Source organism: Mesorhizobium sp. BAC0120 (genome assembly GCF_033542235.1).
Lineage (GTDB): Bacteria > Pseudomonadota > Alphaproteobacteria > Rhizobiales > Rhizobiaceae > JAWRCU01.
On sequence record NZ_JAWRCU010000010.1, the window covers coordinates 192974 to 209662 of the forward strand.

Here is a 16689-nt window from a genome sequence, read left to right on the forward strand (position 1 = left end):
AGTTGCTAAAGTGTTACTTCAAAAGTTAACCATGCGCGAAATTTGCGCTAACCGTGATTTCTTGGGTCTAGTTTCTTGGGAGTGGCGCAAAGCCAAGTCCGACGCAGTTGATTCGTGGCGCGGGCGAGTTCGCCTGTCACTGGCCGCAGAAGGATCGGGCATTGGCGGTCCACCGCCCGAAACCCGTCGCCACCATATTGGCGATGACGCGGCAGACATATTGCTTCTGCGCGGGATCATTATCGGGGCCGGCGTGATAGCGCGCGACGGCCATCGACCAGCTGTCGTGACGACCTTTCAGCGTGACCAGGAACCGGGCTGCGTAGTCGACATTTTGTCGCGGGTCGAGCATGTCGGCGAGGCTGCGGAAATGCGACCCGTGATAGTGCTGGTTGATCTGCATGCAGCCGAGGTCGATGAGCCTGGCCCCGCCACGGCGGGCCTCCTCGACGGCGGCTACGGCCGCGCTTCTGGAGGCAGGGAACACGGCCCTTCCCTCGATATTCAGGGCGTTCGGCTGCAAGCTTCCCTTGTGGCCGGTTTCGGCAAGACCGACGGCGTAAAGAATTCCGAGCGGAATCCTGTAGCGTGTGGCAGCCTTCACGATCTCCGGTTCGCAGGGATTGGCCGCGGCATTCGCCGCAACAATCGAGCTGCTAGATATACAGGCCGTCGCCAGAGCTACGCTGATAAGCCTGCTCACTGCGTTCCGTGCCACCGCGATCCCCCCATCCGCTCGCTCCTTGGCCGCTCGCCCCTTCTGCGCTCGCTTGACCGCCTGAGCGTTCGCCGCTGTTGCTCGAATTTCCGGATTGGAAAGACGAGGCATCGCGAGAAAGCGATCCTGCATCCGAGCTCGTGGCGCCTCCATTCGCAGCCTGTGGCTGTTGGATCGTAATCCGGTCGATATCGTAGCCCAGTGAGCGCAGCGAGCTGGCGATCGCATCGGTGTCGGCGCTGAGGCGACGATAGGCTTCGTGATTGTCGACCTGCAGCTCGACCGTGAGATGGTCTCCGGCACTCTTCAGCTTGGCAGTCACCACGCCGAGCTCGGCCGGATGCAGCTGGATCTTTAGTGTGCGCATGGGCTGTGCGCTCTTGAATGCCGATGCCGAATGGACCGCCGAGCCGGATGCTGCCGCGCGCACGTCCTGGTCGGCGCCGAGCGCGGAAACGATTGCGGCGGCATTGGCGGTGAGCGCAGGGGCCGCGGGCGCCGGTGCAGCTTGCTGCGAGAGAACCGATATCGGACCGGTAGCGGATTGCTGTCCCCCGCGGCGCGCCTCGGCTGCCCGTTTCGAGGAGGCGAAAGAATCCGCAGCCGAATTTCCTCCGCTCCTCGAACCGTCTGCCGTCGGCTTGCGCGAGCCTGCAAGAGCGACTGCTGCCGAGAGGCTCTTCTCGACGCCGGTGTCGGAACTGCCGACATGCCTGCCGGCTCCGGATGTATCGACGGCCTGGGGCTTCAGCTTGTTCGGGAGTGCTCCGATTGTCGACGCAAGTGTTTTGTCGGCGGCCGGATCGCCGACCGCCTTTTCGCCGAGGTTCGGCGTCCTCGCCCTACCTGTGCTCTCCGCCAGGCCCTCTGCATTTGCCGGGGCCAGCTGCTCCTTGGCCAGGGTTTCCGAAGCCTGCTCGCCCGTGGTCCCGGCGCGGACGGCACGATGTGCAGCCGACTTTCGATCCGAGCCTGCGGACTCCGGCCCGCCGGCGTTTCTCGCATGCTGTCCTGCTTCGGCAGAGCCGCGTCGAGTGATCGGCGCCATGGCCATCCAGGCCGAAATCGTCTGTTCTGCCTTGATCTGGGCCGGAACGCCGGCTTCCTCGCCGTCAGCGCCCCTGTCGGAACCAACTTCATCCGATACGGCCTGATCGAGCGCGCTCAGAGCATCGCCATCGTCGCCGTTTGTCTCGGTTCCGGCTGAGGCCCCTTCCTCTGCCTCGGCAGCGGCTAGCGCATCATGCACGGAGATCCCTTTGTCCTTTGCGTCCCGGTGCTGCCGATGATGCACGTTCGATCCCGCATGATGCGGGCCGAGCGCTTCCGAGAAGCCATTCGAGGAGTGGTCGGCTTGCGCGGAACGATAGCCGGCAGGCGCGAAGCCCGCCGCCATGGAAGCCTGTGCGACGCCTGCTGTCATTGTGCGGTGTCCTTGAGGAGCTTGTCGATCTCATCGAGTCTCTTGCGAGTGTCGGCCACTATCGCGTCTTCAGGCCCGGCGGAATTTGCGTCGGCCTTGCCTGAAACGGCGGCATTCCCCGGCTGCTCGGCTGCTCCCCCGGCTCCGCCCTGTTGCACGAGCTGCGGCGGAGCAGTTTGCGGCGGGGGAGCCGGCGAGCCGGCCGCTTCCGTCGACCGCGCGGCTTGCGCCGGTGGTGAAGCGTCCGCAGATCGCGGCGCATCGATGGGCTCTGCCTCAGGCAAATCGTCTTGAGTTCCGGCGGCAACGGAAGCCTGCGCCGCCTGCTCGCGGTCAAGCTGATCTGCCACTCCACGGTTTGGCACCGCCTCCGCGGGTGCTGCCGGCGGCGCGGTCACCTCGGCGGCGATCGCCTCGGCCGCTTCCAGGAGCTTGAGGTCGCTCTCGGATAGCCGCGAACGATCGATCCCCTTCAGCTTCGACAAGACCTGATCGACCGTGGCAGAGGTGACGGTAGCGAGGCCGGAGTAAAGCAGGGTGCGCGGATCGGAATCCTGCCCAGCGCCTCCGAGCTTGACCGCATCGGCCTTGCTGGAAGCGTATTCCGCGAGATCCGGAATGCCGTCGATCGCTGCCCGCCTGGCAAGCCTCAGATAGATGACCTTCTGCCGCTCCGGGTCCATGCCGGCAATCACCTGATCGACCTCGGCAAGATCGATGGTCCCATGGAGCGCGACGACACCGGCCACGAAGGCGTCGGCAAACTGGTTGGCGTAGGGTGAATACAGGAAGCGGCGGGCATACTGCCCGCTGATCGTGACGAAACGCGCCGCATCGAGATTGTGTGCGCCCAGCCCAATGGAGCGCCTCAGCGCGGCCTCCTCGACCAGCGTGCCCGTGCCAAGCAGGCGCGCCTCATCGAACATCTTCAACGCCGCCTTCGGATCCTCCGGCACGGCCACCGAGCCCTTCACGAGGGCCAGGAATGCGCCGACCTCAGGCATGAGCTTCAATGGATCGACCGTATCGAGCGAGCCGCGCGCCGACACTGTATCGCCGTTCAGATAACCGAGAATGCCGTCACCCAGCGCGCGGTCCGCCTCATCGAGGTGGAGCTTTCTCAGCAGAAGGTCGATCGTCGCCGGATTGCCGCCGCTCATCGCATAGACAAGCAGGGCCTGGTAGTTGCGCTTGTCTGCAAACTCTTCGGCAGGCGCAGAGCGAAAGCGTCCATCGATCATCTCGAGCAGCTTGCGTTGCATCGGCAAAGCGGCATGGTCGCCCGAAGCGATCCGGTCCTGCACGAGTTGCAGCGAGCGCACCATCTGATAGGGCTCGAGCGGAGCTTCGCCTTGGGCGAACGCCGCGTCGATGCCGCCGGCAAGAGAGAATGCCGTGACGGTCGCTCTAGCGCATCGGACCGAAAAGTGCCCAGCGGTTTTCGGGCAAATCCGATGCGCAAGCAAAAGGATGTAGTGGCGAGGCCACATCATCCGCCGACCTCGAGCAGGATCTCGATGCGGCGGTTGGCGGAGCTGAAGGGGTCGTCCTTGATCTTCAGCTGGCGGTCGGCGAAACCTGCTACCTCCTTCACCCGCTTCTCATCGAGACCGGCGCGAACCAGCATGTAATAGGCGGAGTGAGCGCGCGCGGTGGAAAGGCGCCAGTTGTCATAGGTGTCGCTCTTGAACGGCCGTCCGTCCGTGTGCCCGTTGATGGTGACGGACCCGTTCTTGCTCGCCAGGATCTTGCCGATCTTCTCCATCGCCAGCACCAGGTCGCGCCGCGGCACGGCCGAGCCAATCTCGAACATGCCGAAATCGAAGTCGTCAGTGATCGAGATCGTCACGCCCTTGTCGGTCGCCACGACATCGAGGCCGTTGCCGAGCTTGTCGCCGGTGCCCATGGCCTGAGCAATCTGCCTTTTGATGTCCTTCGCCTGCTCGACCGCCTGCGAGGTCGGCGTTGTGTCCTTGTCCGCAGGTTTCGCCTCCGCGGAGTCCTTCGCTTCGCCGTTCTCGGGAGATTTCTTGTCGTCCTGAGCGGACGTGTCCTTCTTCGCCGGCTGCGCTCTGTCGGAAGCGGTCTTCTGCTCTCCGGCGGCCGTCGGCGTGCCGTCGTTCTTCGCGCCCTCAGCCGCCCTTCTTTCGACAGCAGGCGCTTCGATGCTCGGCTCCGTCTCTACAGGCGCCTCGACCTGCTTTGTCCAGAAGTCGGGCGCGAACGGGTCGCGATAGGATTCTCCACCGGATGCACCGGTCGCCGGGCCCGAAGTCTGCGCCCCGCCGTCGCCCTTGGCCGAGATGTTCTGCTTAACGCCGGTGTCCTGGGCGATCTCTGCGAGCACCGCGTAAGGATCGGAGAACAGATATTCATCCGAGAAGAACCGCTTGTCCTTCGAGTTCTTCGAATTGCGGACGTCTTGCTGGCCGCCGCGATACCGCCCCTCGGAGCCATTCCTGGAGCTTGGCTGCTCCGGCTTCTCCATCTCGGAGCTGCCATTGCTCGGGCCCTCGCCAGAATCGTCCAATCCCTTGCTGTTCGAACTGCGGTCGACCAGCTTGACCGGGTTGAAATAGCTCGCGACCGAGGCCTTGGTCTGCTCGTTGGTGGCGTTGATCAGCCACATGACGAGAAAGAAACACATCATCGCGGTCATGAAATCGGCAAAGGCGATCTTCCAGACGCCGCCGTGATGACCCTCCTCGTGATCGCCGCGGCTATGCCTGACGATGATGATCTCGTGCGGATGGTGGTCGGCTCCGCCTGCGCTCATGCAAGGACTCCTGCGAGTTCAGCGGACCATTCGGAAAGCCGCGTCTCATAGAGGCTGCTGTCGATGCTGACCGTCAGGTCGAACGATGCCCGTTCGGTGAATTCGATGGCCGCGGAACGATCGCCGAGCAGACCGCTGAGCGCCTCCCACAGGGACTGCGGTCCGAAAACCTTGATGCGCACGGCTTCGCTTTCACGCAATGCTTCGCGGACCTTGACGGACAGCGCGTCGATGGCGCGCTTCTGGATTTCGTCGGTCAGCAGGCCGCCGAGGATGCGCGCGACGGCCGAAGTCGTGCCGGCCAGCAACTGCTCTTCCATGGCGGCAAGGCGCACCTCGATCAGCGCCGCCGCCTCGCTGCCGAGACTTTGGCGCAGCTCGTCACGCTCGGCGGCATGGTTGTCGCGCTCGGCCTGAAGCGTGGCCTCATAGATTGCCGAAAGCCGCTCCGTCAGAGCAGCTTCGGCCTTCGCCACCTCCTCCGCGACGAGCTTCGACGTATCGACCGCCGGTGTCTGCAGAGGCTCGAGGACGGGCTCAGGCCTGACTGCCGGGGCTTGCACCGGCCTGCCATTGCCCCGGCTACCGAAGTCGGGCAGAAAATCGGACAGCGCGGGCGCGGGCATCAGGCAACCGCCTCCCTCGCAACCCATTTACGCAGGATCTGAGCCGAGCGTTCCTCGTTGAGGTCGACCATACGGGCAAGCCGATCCTGCGGCGCCGGCTTGATCTTGTTGCGGATGTCGTCGATCGGGTTGGGCCGCTCGGCTGCCACTGCCGCGGGATCTGAAGTGATTGCGGCCACCGCCGCGTCAGGCGTCGGCAGCGAGCGCTGCACCTCCTCGAAGCTCGGCGCCGGCAGCGCCGGCGTCGCCTGGGTGGTGAGCGCGGCAGCCATTGGCCTCAGGCCGAACCAGGCGACGAGAAAAGCGACGACGATGAAGGCCAGTGCGTTGATGAGCGTGCCGGCCTGGAGGTTGATCGAATCGAAGAAGCCGGGCTCGGGCACCGCGACGCCGTCGAGACCGTCGATGAACTCGACCGCCGATACGTTGATGAAATCGCCTCGCTGCTCGTTGAAGCCTGTCGCCGAGGTGACCACCTTCTGGATTTCGGCGATGCGGCTGTTGATCTGATCCTGCGTTGCGTCCTTGCCGAGGATTGCCATCAGCCGCTGCTGGTTTACCACGACCGAGATCGACATCCTGGTCAGCGAATAGCCGTTGCTGACGGTCGCGATGCGCTTGGAGTTTATCTCGTAGTTGGTGGTCTCTTCTTTGCGATCTGCGGCGGAAGAGCTCTCTGGCCCGGCGGTAGGGGTAGTGTCCGCTTCCGGCAGGTTCTGCTCGACGCTTGTCTGCTGAGCAGCCGACTTCTGCGTGTTGTTCTCGTTCGACTTCACGACCTGAACGGAGCGCTCGACGCGCGATTCCGGATCGTAGATCGTCTCTTCGGTCTGGCGCTGGTCGGTGTTGACGTCGGCCTTGACGCTGGCACGGAAATTGTCGGGCCCGAGGTAGGGCGTCAGCGCACGGCGGATGTTGTCCTCGATCTCGGTTTCGACCGTGCGCTCGACGCCGATCGAGCGGCTGGCGCTGCTGTTGTTCGGATCGTCGCCGGCTGCGAGCAGCGTTCCGCTCGAATCGAGCACCGTCACCTTGTCGGCGTTGAGGCCGGGCACGGCGGCCGCTACGAGATAGCGAATAGACATCGCGCTCTTCACGGCATCGATGCCCGAGGCGCGGATCACGACGGAGGCCGTCGGCTGCTGCTCCTCGCGTCGAAAATTGGCGCGTTCGCCCATCACGATATGGACGCGCGCCGCCTTGATGCCCTGGATGGACTGGATGGTGCGCGCGATCTCTCCCTCCAGCGCCCGCACGCGGGTCACCTGCTGCATGAAGGAGGTGAGGCCGAGCGACCCGACATTGTCGAAGAGCTCGTAGCCGGCATTGGCGCTGGTCGGCAGTCCCTTTTCGGCGAGCAGCATGCGGGCCTTGGCCGTGCTGCCTGCCGGCACCAGCACCGTCGTTCCGTCGGAGGCGACGTCGAAGTCTATGCCCGCCTCGCCGAGCACGAGACCGATCTGGTTCACGTCGGAGCGGTCGAGGCCGACATAGAGCGTCTCGAAGGCGGGACGGTTGAGGTAGTACGAGCCGAGCCCGATCGTCGCCAGCACCAGCGCCGCGATCCCGGCCATGATGCCCAGCTTGCGCGGGCCGAAGCTGCGGAGATTGGCAAGGATAGTCTGGATCTGCTCAGGCATTGGCACGCATCTTCCGGCAAACGGCTTTCGCCAGACTAGGGGCCCAACCTTGTGCGAAAATGATCGGGCCGCGCTTCGGAAAAGCGCGGCCCGCTGAACGGAAGAGCTGTCGAGCGAGTGAACTCCCGCTCCGCTACCTTACTGCCGGAACAGGGAGAGGATGTTCTGGGCGTTGGAGTTGGCGATCGACAGCGACTGGATGCCGAGTTGCTGCTGGACCTGCAGGGCCGAGAGCCGTGCCGATTCCTCTTCCATGTCGGCGTCGACGAGACGGCCGATGCCGCGGTCGAGCGAGTCGGTCAGCTTCGAGATGAAGTCGTTCTGCATGTCGATGCGCGACGAGATCGAGCCGAGCGAGGCGGCCGCGCTGGCCATGTCCTTCAGGGCAGCATCGACGCCTTTGAGCAGGTCGCCAACCTTGCCGGCCTGTGTGGTGTTGGTCAGGTCGATATCGAGTATCGAGGCACCGGCAGGGACGTTGGTTGCCGGAGCGGCGGCGGGGCTGGTGTCGACTGCCCAGTCGCCCGCAGTAATGGTGCCGGAAGCAGTCGTTTGAGCGGCGATGTCCTGACCGGCGACGGTAGTGGCGTCAACAGCCGCGACCCAAACGCCCTGGACCTGTACGAAATCGCCGGAAGCGGTTTTCGCGTAGTTGCCCTGGAATTCGCTGCCCCCCTGCGCGATCAGGTCGTCAGTGGTGTAGGCGGCAACCGTGTATTCGGTCTCGGTGCCGTTGGTGTTGACCTTCAGCGTGACGCTGTTCTGAGAGACGTTGTACTGCTTGTCGAGAAGGCCGGCGTCATTACCAGAGCTGTCGATGAGGATCGTGCTGGAGTCGAGCGTATAGTCGATGGTCTTGATCGAGACGCCGCCTGAAGAATCACGCACGAACGAGCCGACCACGGTCTTGATTGCGGTCGTCGTGGCATCGCCAGTGAGCCAGTTTTCGCCGGAAAAGGAAGCCGACGCGACAATACCCTTCAACTGCTCCTGGAGCTGAGAGATTTCGCCCTGGATCTTCGCCTTGTCGGCGCTGGGTTCCTGGGCGGTGACCAGCTTCTTCTTGATCTCCTTGACGATGTTGATGGCGGCATCCATGCCGGAATAGGCCGTATCAACCTTCGAGGCGCCGAGGCCGAGCGCTTCCTGGACGGCGCCGAGCGCCTCGTTGTCCGAGCGCATTGTGGTGGCGATCGACCAGTAGGCGGCATTGTCAGCAGCCTTGGAGACTTTTTGGCCGGTGGAAATACGGCCTTGCGTGGTGGCGAGATCCTTGTTGATCTGAGTCAGCGTCTGCAGCGCCGTCATTGCAGACGAGTTTGTGAGAAGACTGGACATCAGTCTTGTTCCTTCGCGATCGAATCTTTTGGGAACATGCCGGATCGGCGCGGCGGCGCGGCATCATGCCCCGTGACCCTCTTCAGGAGGATCACCCGCCCAGTGGCGTCATCTATGGCGGACAATTCTTACCAAAGCAATAATTTAGTAAGGTTAATTATTAAGCGCTCGGCAACTCTCTTCGCTTGCCCAAAAATAAACTCGGGCCGCGCGGTATGCGCGGCCCGAGCTTTTGGAGGCCTGAGACAGTTCGATCGCGACTTAGCGGAACAGCGAGAGAATGTTCTGCGAGTTGGAGTTGGCGATCGACAGCGACTGGATGCCGAGCTGCTGCTGAACCTGCAGGGCCGAGAGCCGTGCCGATTCCTCTTCCATGTCGGCGTCGACGAGACGGCCGACACCACGATCGAGAGAGTCCGACAGCTTGGAGATGAAGTCGTTCTGCATGTCGATGCGCGACGAGATCGAGCCGAGCGAGGCGGCTGCGCTGGTCATGTCCTGCAGGGCAGCATCGACGCCCTTGATCAGGTCGGCAACCTTGCCGGCCTGTGTCGTGTTGGTGAGATCGATAGCGAGGATCGAGGCACCGGCAGCGACGTTGGTTGCGGGAGCGGCGCCGGTGTCGATTGCCCAGTCGCCCGCGGTAATGGTGCCGGAAGCAGTCGTCTGAGCGGCGATGTCCTGACCCGCGACGGTGGTGGCGTCAACGGCCGCGACCCAAACGCCCTGGACCTGTACGAAATCGCCAGAAGTGGTTTTCGCGTAGTTGCCCTGGAATTCGCTGCCGCCCTGCGCGATCAGGTCGTCCGTCGAATAGGCAGCAACCGTATATTCGGTCTGGGTGCCGTTGGTGTTGACCTTCAGCGTGACGCTGTTCTGAGAGACGTTGTACTGCTTGTCGAGAAGGCCGAGGTTGCCACCGGAGCTGTCGACGAGGATCCCCTTGGAGTCGAGCTTGTAGTCGATGGTCTTGACAGAGACGCTGCCTGAAGAATCACGCACGAACGAACCGACGACGGTCTTGATCGCCGTCGTGCTGGCATCGCCGGTCAGCCAGTTTTCGCCGGAGAAGGAAGCCGACGCGACAATACCCTTCAGCTGATCCTGGAGCTGAGTGATTTCGCCCTGGATCTTCGCCTTGTCGGCGCTGGGTTCCTGAGCGGTGACCAGCTTCTTCTTGATCTCCTTGACGACGTTGATGGCGGCATCCATGCCTGAATAGGCAGTGTCGACCTTGGCCGCGCCGAGGCCGAGCGCTTCCTGTACGGAGCCGAGAGCTTCGTTGTCGGAGCGCATGGTCGTCGCGATCGACCAATAGGCGGCGTTGTCGGACGCCTGGGCAACCTTCTGGCCCGTGGCAATGCGGCTCTGGGTGGTGGAGAGGTTCTTGTTGACCATGGACAGCGTCTGCAGCGCCGTCATTGCAGACGAGTTCGTGAGAAGACTGGACATCAGTCTTGTTCCTTCTAATCAATACTTTTTTAGGAACATGCCGGATTGGCCGGCGCGGCGGCGCGGCATCATGCCTAATGATCGCTCAAAACAATGGATCACCCGCCCAACGCGGAGATCTATGGCGGATAATTCCTGCCAAAATAATAATATCGATGTTAAAAGATGCGATGAGCGATCAGTTCGTCGATTCAAGCTTCCAGGTCGCGGCGTTTGGTAAACAATGCCTAAAAGACTATGGTTAATTTTCTGTAAAAATACTTACCGGCCTGCCAAGTTCAGTTGAACGAACGCACCAGGCTGCCGACGAGCAGGTTCCACCCGTCGATCAGCACGAAGAACATGATCTTGAAGGGCAGCGACACGACGGTCGGCGGCAGCATCATCATGCCCATCGCCATCGTGATCGTCGCGACGATCAGGTCGATGACCAGGAACGGCAGGACGATCAGGAAGCCGATCTCGAAGCCGCGTCTGATCTCCGAGATCATGAAGGCCGGAACGAGCACGCGCAGGTCGATCGTCTCTCTGGCCGTGTCCGTGGCGCCGCGCTCGCGGGCGAGATCGGCGAAGAGGTCGAAATCCTTGTCGCGGACATTGCGCGCCATGAAATCCCGGAACGGCGCCGAAATGCGCTCCATCGCGACCGTCTGGCTGATCTCGTTGTTCATCAGCGGCTTGACGCCGCTGTTCCACGCCTGATCGAAAGCCGGCGCCATCACGTAGAATGTCATGAACAGCGAAAGGCTGATCAGGATCAAATTGGCCGGCGTCGACTGCAGGCCCATCCCGGCGCGCAGGATAGAGAAGGCGATGACGAAGCGCGTGAAGCTCGTCACCATGATCAGCAGCCCGGGCGCGACCGAAAGCACCGTCAGCACGCCGAACATCTGGATGATGTAGCCGACCGTCGAGCCGTCGGTCTGGCCAAGCGCGCCGAGATTTATCTGCTGCGCCGAAGCCGGCATCGCCGCGAACGCCAGCAGCAGGAGTGCCAGTCCGAGCTTTCTCATTCGAAGATCAGGGTCCTGATATAGACGGCCGTGACGAGGCCGTTGCTGCGGATCGCTGCGCGCTCGGCAAGATCCGCCTTGAGGTGCTGGAAGCCGCTTGCCCCCTCGATCTGATGCAGCTTCACCGTGCGGATGAAGGCGAGCAGGTCCTGCTGGATGGTATCGGCGAGCGTGGCATCCTCAGTGGGTGCATCAAGCCGGATGGAGAGGTCGAGCCTCACCCAGGTGTCGCTCGGCGCGGCAAGGTTGGTGGTGATGGGCGCAAGGTCGACAACCTTCGGACCTTTCGTTTTGTCACCTTCTTCGCCGGCCTTCGCCTTTTCGTTCCCCTTCGCGGCCGGCTCGCTGGCAGCAGCCGCCGGCTGATCACGTTTCGTCGTGCTGTTCAGATAGGAACCGGAGAGCCAGCCTATGCCGATCGCCGCGGCCGTCATGATCGCCAGGATCGCGACCTGGATAATGATCGAGGGGCCGGCCTTCTTGTCAGGAGCTTGTTCTACGGTCGCCACGGTAAGGCTCAGAAAGGCGAAACGATGTCGATCAATTGCTGACCGTAAGGCGGCTGCTGCACCTCGGTCAGCCGGCCTCGGCCGCCATAGGAGACACGCGCCTCGGCGATGCGGTCGTAAGAGATCGTATTGCGGGGGCCGATATCGACCGGGCGCACGATGCCCGCGATCGTCAGTATCCTGAGTTCCGCGTTGACGCGCACCTCCTGCGAGCCGCTGATCAGCAGATTGCCGTTGGGCAGCACCCGGGTGACCACCGCCGCCATGGCAAGGTTGATGGCTTCGGAGCGGTCGGTGGCGGCTGTTCCCTGCGTGTCCGTCTGGGAATTGATCTTGCCGTCGGCGTTGAACTGATCCCCGACGCCGTCCACGTCGTACGACGCGCCTAGCCCGAGGGTCCTCTTGGCGGTGCGGTTGCGGTTGGTGTCGTTCTTCAGCTTGGCGCGGTCGTTGATGGAGATCAGCACGGTCAGCACGTCGCCCGCATCTAGGGCGCGCGCGTCGGTGAAGAGCCGGGCCTGGCGGTCGTCCCAGACCGAGAATTTGTGGAGAGGTCTCGCCGGCTTCTCGGGGTAATCGTAAAGCGAATAGCCCTCGGCTTCGATTCCGGATCCGACCTTCGACATCGTGGGCGGCACGCCGATCTCCTTGAAGGCTGTCGATGTGCAGCCCGAGGCCGCGACGCAAGCGACGAGAACGAACAGCTTGCGGATCATGAGGGGTCTTCCTTGCGTGTCGCGCTCACCATGATGCCGGTGATGGTGGCAGCCGCCTTCCGGTCCATTTCGTTGAGGATCGTGCTCGCCTGCCGGGCATCGAGCTTCATCAATATGCCGGCCGCAACGTCTATCCTGGTCTCCGAGAGGCGCTCGGCGGCAGCATCCGGCTTCATCTTCGCGTAGATCTTGACCACGTTGTCCTGCGCCAGGGCGAGGAAATCGTCGCGACGCTTCAGCCATTGCTCATATTCGAGCCGCTTGGCCTCGAGAGCCTTGATACGCTCATCGATGTCCGACTTGAGCTTTTCCAGTTCCTTGGCCTGCAAGGCGTAGCGCCGGTCGCGGGCGGCGTCGGCTATATTGGAGCAGAAGCGCTCCACCTCTGTGCTGCTGTCTGTGGGCGCTGCAGCCTGAACGGGTTCGCCCTGTGCAGTCCGTGCAGGGCCGGCCGCGAAGAGCACGGCCGCGATGCCGATCGCTGCATACAGTGCTCGTCGGACGGGTGCGTGCTCCGGAATCGCCGCGCCCTGCAGACCCCTCATCCGTCTCGGCGCTGCGCGCCGAGCCACCTTCTCCCACAAGGGGAGAAGGGGGAGCCTGGCAGTTAGCTCGCTGCAAATCGCGAAAGTCGGCGATTGGCGGAAACGCAAATGCAACACGCCCCCCTTCTCCCCCTGTGGGAGAAGGGGGCTCGGCGCTTTGGCGCCGAGACGGATGAGGGGTCTGCAGAGTGCGACGTAGCGGGAAAAAACTGTCATGGCCGCCCCTATTGCACCACGAGGTCCGCCTGCAGCGCGCCGGCCGACTTGATGCCCTGGAGAATGGCGATGATGCCGTCAGGCTTCACGCCGAGTCGGTTGAGGCCGCTCACCAGCGTCTCGAGGTCGGGGCCGTCGATGACGGCGACGCGGGCGTTGGGCTGCGAGGCGTCGATCGTCGTATAGGGCTCGACCGCCGTCTGTCCCCTCGAAAAGGGTTCGGGCTGGACGACCCTTGGCGCCTCGGTAATGCGAACGGTGAGCGTGCCGTAGCTGATCGCTACCTTGGAGATGCGCACGTCCTGGCCGATCACGATCGTGCCTGTGCGCTCGTCGAGCACCACGCGTGCCGGCGTATCGGCTTCGACGAGCAGGTTCTCGATCTCTGCGACGAAGCGCGCCGCCGAGATGCCTGCCGGCTTGCGGATGATGACGGTGCGCGAGTCCTGCTCGCTCGCGACACGCTTGCCGAAGCGATCGCGCGAATATTCGTTGATGACGTCGGCGACCATGACGGCGGTGGAAAAATCGGCGTTGCGAAGTTGCAGGGTCATCGCGCCGAGGTCGGCAAATTCGCCGGCGACCTGCCGCTCGACGATCGCGCCATTCGGCACGCGGCCGGCGGTCGGCACGCCCTGTGTCAGCTGCTGAGCCTGCCCTTTCACTGAGAAGCCGGAAACAGAGACGGAACCCTGCGCCACCGCATAGATCTGGCCGTCGGCAGCCTTGAGCGGCGTCATGACGAGTATGCCGCCCTGAAGGGATGTAGCATCGCCGAGCGAGGAGACGCTGACGTCGATGCGCGCCCCGGATTCAACGAAGGCGGGGAGCGTGGCCGTGACTATCACGGCTGCCACATTCTTGGCGCGGGCTCGCCCGCCCTCGAGCGCGATGCCGAGATTCTCCAGCATCGCCTTGATGGACTGCTCGGTATAGGGGGCGTTGCGCAGGCTGTCGCCCGTGCCCTGCAGACCGATCACGAGGCCATAGCCGACAAGCTGGTTGTCGCGTGCGCTTTGCACCGTCGCGATATCCTTGATGCGCGAGATCGGTCCGGCGCTGGCTGGAACCACCTGCCCGCCGCGCCCGCCGGCAGCATTGCCGGGACCGAGATCAGCACCGAGGACAGCCAGCGGCTGCAGGCCGGCCAGGATGCCGAGAGCCAGCCCGAACGCGCGCGAGATCATGTTGCGCCGACCCGGATGGTGCCGTCGGCCATGACAGTGCCCGAGAAGACCGCGCCGCTGTCCATATTCCGCACCTTGACGACGTCGCCGGCGGATCCGGATTCGAGCACTATCGCGGTCGCCGAGATCGTCATCCCGCCCTGGACCAATATCGCCTGCACAGACGCCCCCTGGTTGACCAGGAAGGCGTCGCGAACCGCGGCGAGCGGGACGAACCGGCCGGGCAGCAGCGTTCGCTTGGCAACCTTGCCGACGAGTTCCTCGGTCCTGTGCGCGAATTCTGTCGTGGTCGGCTTGCCTTTCCTGACCCGCGCCATCTGCAGGGATTCGGCGTTGATGGTCTCGCCGGGATAGATGACGTGCGTCGGAGTGACGCCGAGTTCCTCCGCTGCGGCCGGCAACGACCACGCGACAATCGCGAGCCCCAGGCCCGCGATTCGGCTAAGCAGGTTCCGCAAAAGTGTCCCACGGTTTTGCGACAAGAACCTGCTACAGATAGAGGGCACTGAGCAGGCATTTGTGGGCCAGCCCACGAATGCCTGCTTAGTGCGGCGCGACGGCACTGCGCGATTCATCTGATGTTCTTCGAGACCACGGCAGCCATTTCGTCAGCCGCCTGGATGACCTTGGAGTTCATTTCATAGGCGCGCTGCGCGGCGATCAGCTCGGTGATTTCCTTCACCGGATCGACATTCGAGTTCTCCAGATAGCCCTGTTCGACCTTGGCGTAGCCCGGGTCGCCTGGAACACCGACATTGGGAGCGCCGGATGCGACGGTCTCCTGGAACAGATTGTCGCCGAGCGGCGCGAGGCCGGCCTCATTGGCGAAAGTAGCGAGCGTCAGCTGGCCGAGCTGCTGGAGCTGGTTCTGCCCGTCGATGCGCGCGAAGACCTGTCCGGTCTTGTTGACGATGACCTCGACAGCGTCGGCGGGCACGGTGATCGCCGGCTGGACCAGATAGCCGTCTGCCGTGACGAGCTCGCCATTGGCATTGGTGTTGAAGGCGCCGGCGCGCGTGTAGAGCGTTTCGCCGTCCGCCCCTTCGATCTGAAACCAGCCCACTCCCGTGAGCGCCAGGTCGAACTTGTTGCCGGTCGCAGTAAGCCCGCCCTGGATATGAAGGTTGCGGATCGCCGTGGTCTTCACGCCGAGGCCGATGCTGGCGCCTTCCGGCACGATGTTCTGGTCGGCGCGGTTCGGCACGCCCTGCAGGCGCTCGGTCTGGTAGAGCAGGTCCGAGAATTCCGCCCGCGCCCGCTTGAAGCCGGTGGTATTGATGTTGGCGATATTGTTGGCGATCACTTCGAGATTGGTCTGCTGGGCGTTCATGCCCGTCGCTGCAATGGCGAGTGCCTTCATGTTCGGTCTCCTCAGATCGCCATGCGGCTGATTTCGAGATAGGCAGTGACGATCTTGTCGCGGATCGCGACGGCCGCCTGCAGCGACTGCTCGGCCGTCATGACCGCATCGACGACGCTGCGCGTATCGCCTTGGCCTTGCAGCGCCTTGGCGGAGACCTGCTCGGCCTGTTCCAGGTTGCTGACCACGCGTGTCGCGGCATTCCCGATCATGCTTGAAAATGAGGCGGCGATGCCCCCGGAAGGCTGCGCGGTGTTGCCCAGAAACGTGGCTGTGCCCTCGCCTATTCCTTCGATGAGCTTTGTGCCGAGGGGTGCGACCAAGGGGATCATTGCTGGCTCCTGAGGAGATCGATGGTCATGCTGATCAGTTCGCGAGCCTGCTTGATCACCTGCAGATCGGCTTCATAAGAGCGGTTGGCCTCACGCATATCGGCCATCTCGATCAGCACGTTCACGTTCGGCATCTTGACGTAGCCGGCATCATTCGCAGCTTCATTGCCGGGTTGATATTCGATCGGAAAGTCGGACCGGTCGTGGCCGATTGCGGCCACTTCGACGAAGGAGGTGCCGCTCGGGCGATCGAGCTGGGCGGCAAAGCTGATGGTCTTGCGGCGATAGGGATCGCTGCCCGGCGTCTGGCCGGTCGATTGCGCGTTGGCGAGGTTTTCCGAAACGATGCGCAGCCGCTCCGACTGGGCGGTGAGCCCTGTAGCGGCGACCTTCAGTGCGGTGGAGAGCGGATCCATGCGGGTTAACCCTTCGACGCCAGCATCGTCATGCGGTTGAACACCTTGACGATCGCTGTGTTGAGCTCGAACGAGCGGCGAACATCGCCGGCATCGATGAGCTCATTCTCGAGCACGACGCTGTTGCCCGAAGGGAGCACGGCGGCGCCCTGCTCCTCGCGTGACCGGACGGCGACGGCCTCTGCCCCGGCACCGCCGACGAGATGATTCGGCTGAGTCGCCTGCATGGCGACGCGATTGCCGTCGAGCACCTTCGCGAACGGCTCCACTTCGAGTGCGTGATAGCCGGGCGTATTGACGTTGGCGATATTGCCGGCGATCGCCGACTGACGGACCGACAGCCACTGCGCCTGCTTAGTGGCCAGATCGAACAGATTCACTTGCATCTGCGCTTCCCCGAGGACGGACGTTAATAGAGTATT

General features: G+C 63.2%; 18 protein-coding genes. All 18 read right to left on the reverse strand.

Annotated features, from left to right (window positions below):
- Nucleotides 1-136: 136 nt before the first annotated feature.
- Nucleotides 137-691: a transglycosylase SLT domain-containing protein gene (locus tag SAZ10_RS22005; RefSeq protein ID WP_318611572.1), complete on the reverse strand. Its 555-nt coding sequence runs from the start codon at nt 689-691 to the stop codon at nt 137-139.
- Nucleotides 657-2141: a flagellar hook-length control protein FliK gene (locus SAZ10_RS22010; RefSeq protein ID WP_318611507.1), complete on the reverse strand. Its 1485-nt coding sequence runs from the start codon at nt 2139-2141 to the stop codon at nt 657-659. The genes SAZ10_RS22005 and SAZ10_RS22010 overlap by 35 nt, the downstream gene beginning before the upstream one ends.
- Nucleotides 2138-3634: a chemotaxis protein MotC gene (locus SAZ10_RS22015; RefSeq protein ID WP_318611508.1), complete on the reverse strand. Its 1497-nt coding sequence runs from the start codon at nt 3632-3634 to the stop codon at nt 2138-2140. The genes SAZ10_RS22010 and SAZ10_RS22015 overlap by 4 nt, the downstream gene beginning before the upstream one ends.
- On the reverse strand, nt 3631-4917 hold the full coding sequence (locus SAZ10_RS22020; RefSeq protein WP_318611509.1) for a MotB family protein: 1287 nt from the start codon (nt 4915-4917) through the stop codon (nt 3631-3633). The genes SAZ10_RS22015 and SAZ10_RS22020 overlap by 4 nt, the downstream gene beginning before the upstream one ends.
- Entirely contained in the window at nt 4914-5543 is a 630-nt protein-coding gene (locus SAZ10_RS22025; RefSeq protein WP_318611510.1) for a hypothetical protein, read from the reverse strand. Before SAZ10_RS22025 ends, SAZ10_RS22020 begins: the two co-directional genes overlap by 4 nt.
- Nucleotides 5543-7183: a flagellar basal-body MS-ring/collar protein FliF gene (gene fliF / locus SAZ10_RS22030; protein WP_318611511.1), complete on the reverse strand. Its 1641-nt coding sequence runs from the start codon at nt 7181-7183 to the stop codon at nt 5543-5545. The genes SAZ10_RS22025 and fliF overlap by 1 nt, the downstream gene beginning before the upstream one ends.
- Before the next feature lie 138 nt (nt 7184-7321).
- The gene (locus SAZ10_RS22035) at nt 7322-8521 is read right to left on the reverse strand and encodes a flagellin (RefSeq protein ID WP_318611512.1); all 1200 of its coding nucleotides are present in this window, start codon (nt 8519-8521) and stop codon (nt 7322-7324) included.
- Between the two features lie 261 nt (nt 8522-8782).
- Complete coding sequence (locus tag SAZ10_RS22040; protein WP_318611513.1) at nt 8783-9973, reverse strand: flagellin; 1191 nt, start codon at nt 9971-9973, stop codon at nt 8783-8785.
- Between the two features lie 278 nt (nt 9974-10251).
- Nucleotides 10252-10986: a flagellar type III secretion system pore protein FliP gene (fliP, locus tag SAZ10_RS22045; RefSeq protein ID WP_318611514.1), complete on the reverse strand. Its 735-nt coding sequence runs from the start codon at nt 10984-10986 to the stop codon at nt 10252-10254.
- Nucleotides 10983-11495, reverse strand: coding sequence for a flagellar basal body-associated protein FliL (fliL, locus tag SAZ10_RS22050; RefSeq protein WP_318611515.1), 513 nt, complete (start codon nt 11493-11495; stop codon nt 10983-10985). Before fliL ends, fliP begins: the two co-directional genes overlap by 4 nt.
- An 8-nt stretch (nt 11496-11503) precedes the next feature.
- A complete protein-coding gene (gene flgH / locus SAZ10_RS22055; protein ID WP_318611516.1) occupies nt 11504-12211 on the reverse strand; it encodes a flagellar basal body L-ring protein FlgH in 708 nt (235 codons plus the stop codon).
- On the reverse strand, nt 12208-12756 hold the full coding sequence (locus tag SAZ10_RS22060; RefSeq protein WP_318611517.1) for a MotE family protein: 549 nt from the start codon (nt 12754-12756) through the stop codon (nt 12208-12210). Before SAZ10_RS22060 ends, flgH begins: the two co-directional genes overlap by 4 nt.
- A gap of 224 nt (nt 12757-12980) precedes the next feature.
- On the reverse strand, nt 12981-14159 hold the full coding sequence (locus tag SAZ10_RS22065; RefSeq protein ID WP_412535268.1) for a flagellar basal body P-ring protein FlgI: 1179 nt from the start codon (nt 14157-14159) through the stop codon (nt 12981-12983).
- Nucleotides 14156-14560, reverse strand: coding sequence for a flagellar basal body P-ring formation chaperone FlgA (gene flgA / locus SAZ10_RS22070; RefSeq protein ID WP_318611518.1), 405 nt, complete (start codon nt 14558-14560; stop codon nt 14156-14158). Before flgA ends, SAZ10_RS22065 begins: the two co-directional genes overlap by 4 nt.
- A gap of 170 nt (nt 14561-14730) precedes the next feature.
- Nucleotides 14731-15519, reverse strand: coding sequence for a flagellar basal-body rod protein FlgG (flgG, locus tag SAZ10_RS22075; RefSeq protein WP_318611519.1), 789 nt, complete (start codon nt 15517-15519; stop codon nt 14731-14733).
- 11 nt (nt 15520-15530) lie between these two features.
- A complete protein-coding gene (locus SAZ10_RS22080) occupies nt 15531-15851 on the reverse strand; it encodes a flagellar hook-basal body complex protein FliE (protein WP_318611520.1) in 321 nt (106 codons plus the stop codon).
- Entirely contained in the window at nt 15848-16267 is a 420-nt protein-coding gene (gene flgC / locus SAZ10_RS22085) for a flagellar basal body rod protein FlgC (protein ID WP_318611521.1), read from the reverse strand. Before flgC ends, SAZ10_RS22080 begins: the two co-directional genes overlap by 4 nt.
- Before the next feature lie 5 nt (nt 16268-16272).
- Nucleotides 16273-16653: a flagellar basal body rod protein FlgB gene (gene flgB, locus SAZ10_RS22090; protein ID WP_318611522.1), complete on the reverse strand. Its 381-nt coding sequence runs from the start codon at nt 16651-16653 to the stop codon at nt 16273-16275.
- Nucleotides 16654-16689: the final 36 nt, after the last annotated feature.

Excerpts from the sequence above, each read along its gene's own strand:
- flgC (WP_318611521.1), bottom strand. The coding sequence starts at position 16,267 with ATGGATCCGCTCTCCACCGCACTGAAGGTCGCCGCTACAGGGCTCACC.
- flgG (WP_318611519.1), bottom strand. The coding sequence starts at position 15,519 with ATGAAGGCACTCGCCATTGCAGCGACGGGCATGAACGCCCAGCAGACC.
- fliF (WP_318611511.1), bottom strand. The coding sequence starts at position 7,183 with ATGCCTGAGCAGATCCAGACTATCCTTGCCAATCTCCGCAGCTTCGGC.
- SAZ10_RS22010 (WP_318611507.1), bottom strand. The coding sequence starts at position 2,141 with ATGACAGCAGGCGTCGCACAGGCTTCCATGGCGGCGGGCTTCGCGCCT.
- SAZ10_RS22020 (WP_318611509.1), bottom strand. The coding sequence starts at position 4,917 with ATGAGCGCAGGCGGAGCCGACCACCATCCGCACGAGATCATCATCGTC.
- SAZ10_RS22080 (WP_318611520.1), bottom strand. The coding sequence starts at position 15,851 with ATGATCCCCTTGGTCGCACCCCTCGGCACAAAGCTCATCGAAGGAATA.
- flgB (WP_318611522.1), bottom strand. The coding sequence starts at position 16,653 with ATGCAAGTGAATCTGTTCGATCTGGCCACTAAGCAGGCGCAGTGGCTG.
- SAZ10_RS22025 (WP_318611510.1), bottom strand. The coding sequence starts at position 5,543 with ATGCCCGCGCCCGCGCTGTCCGATTTTCTGCCCGACTTCGGTAGCCGG.
- SAZ10_RS22015 (WP_318611508.1), bottom strand. The coding sequence starts at position 3,634 with ATGATGTGGCCTCGCCACTACATCCTTTTGCTTGCGCATCGGATTTGC.
- flgH (WP_318611516.1), bottom strand. The coding sequence starts at position 12,211 with ATGATCCGCAAGCTGTTCGTTCTCGTCGCTTGCGTCGCGGCCTCGGGC.
- fliP (WP_318611514.1), bottom strand. The coding sequence starts at position 10,986 with ATGAGAAAGCTCGGACTGGCACTCCTGCTGCTGGCGTTCGCGGCGATG.
- SAZ10_RS22035 (WP_318611512.1), bottom strand. The coding sequence starts at position 8,521 with ATGTCCAGTCTTCTCACAAACTCGTCTGCAATGACGGCGCTGCAGACG.
- SAZ10_RS22040 (WP_318611513.1), bottom strand. The coding sequence starts at position 9,973 with ATGTCCAGTCTTCTCACGAACTCGTCTGCAATGACGGCGCTGCAGACG.
- SAZ10_RS22065 (WP_412535268.1), bottom strand. The coding sequence starts at position 14,159 with ATGATCTCGCGCGCGTTCGGGCTGGCTCTCGGCATCCTGGCCGGCCTG.
- SAZ10_RS22060 (WP_318611517.1), bottom strand. The coding sequence starts at position 12,756 with ATGAGGGGTCTGCAGGGCGCGGCGATTCCGGAGCACGCACCCGTCCGA.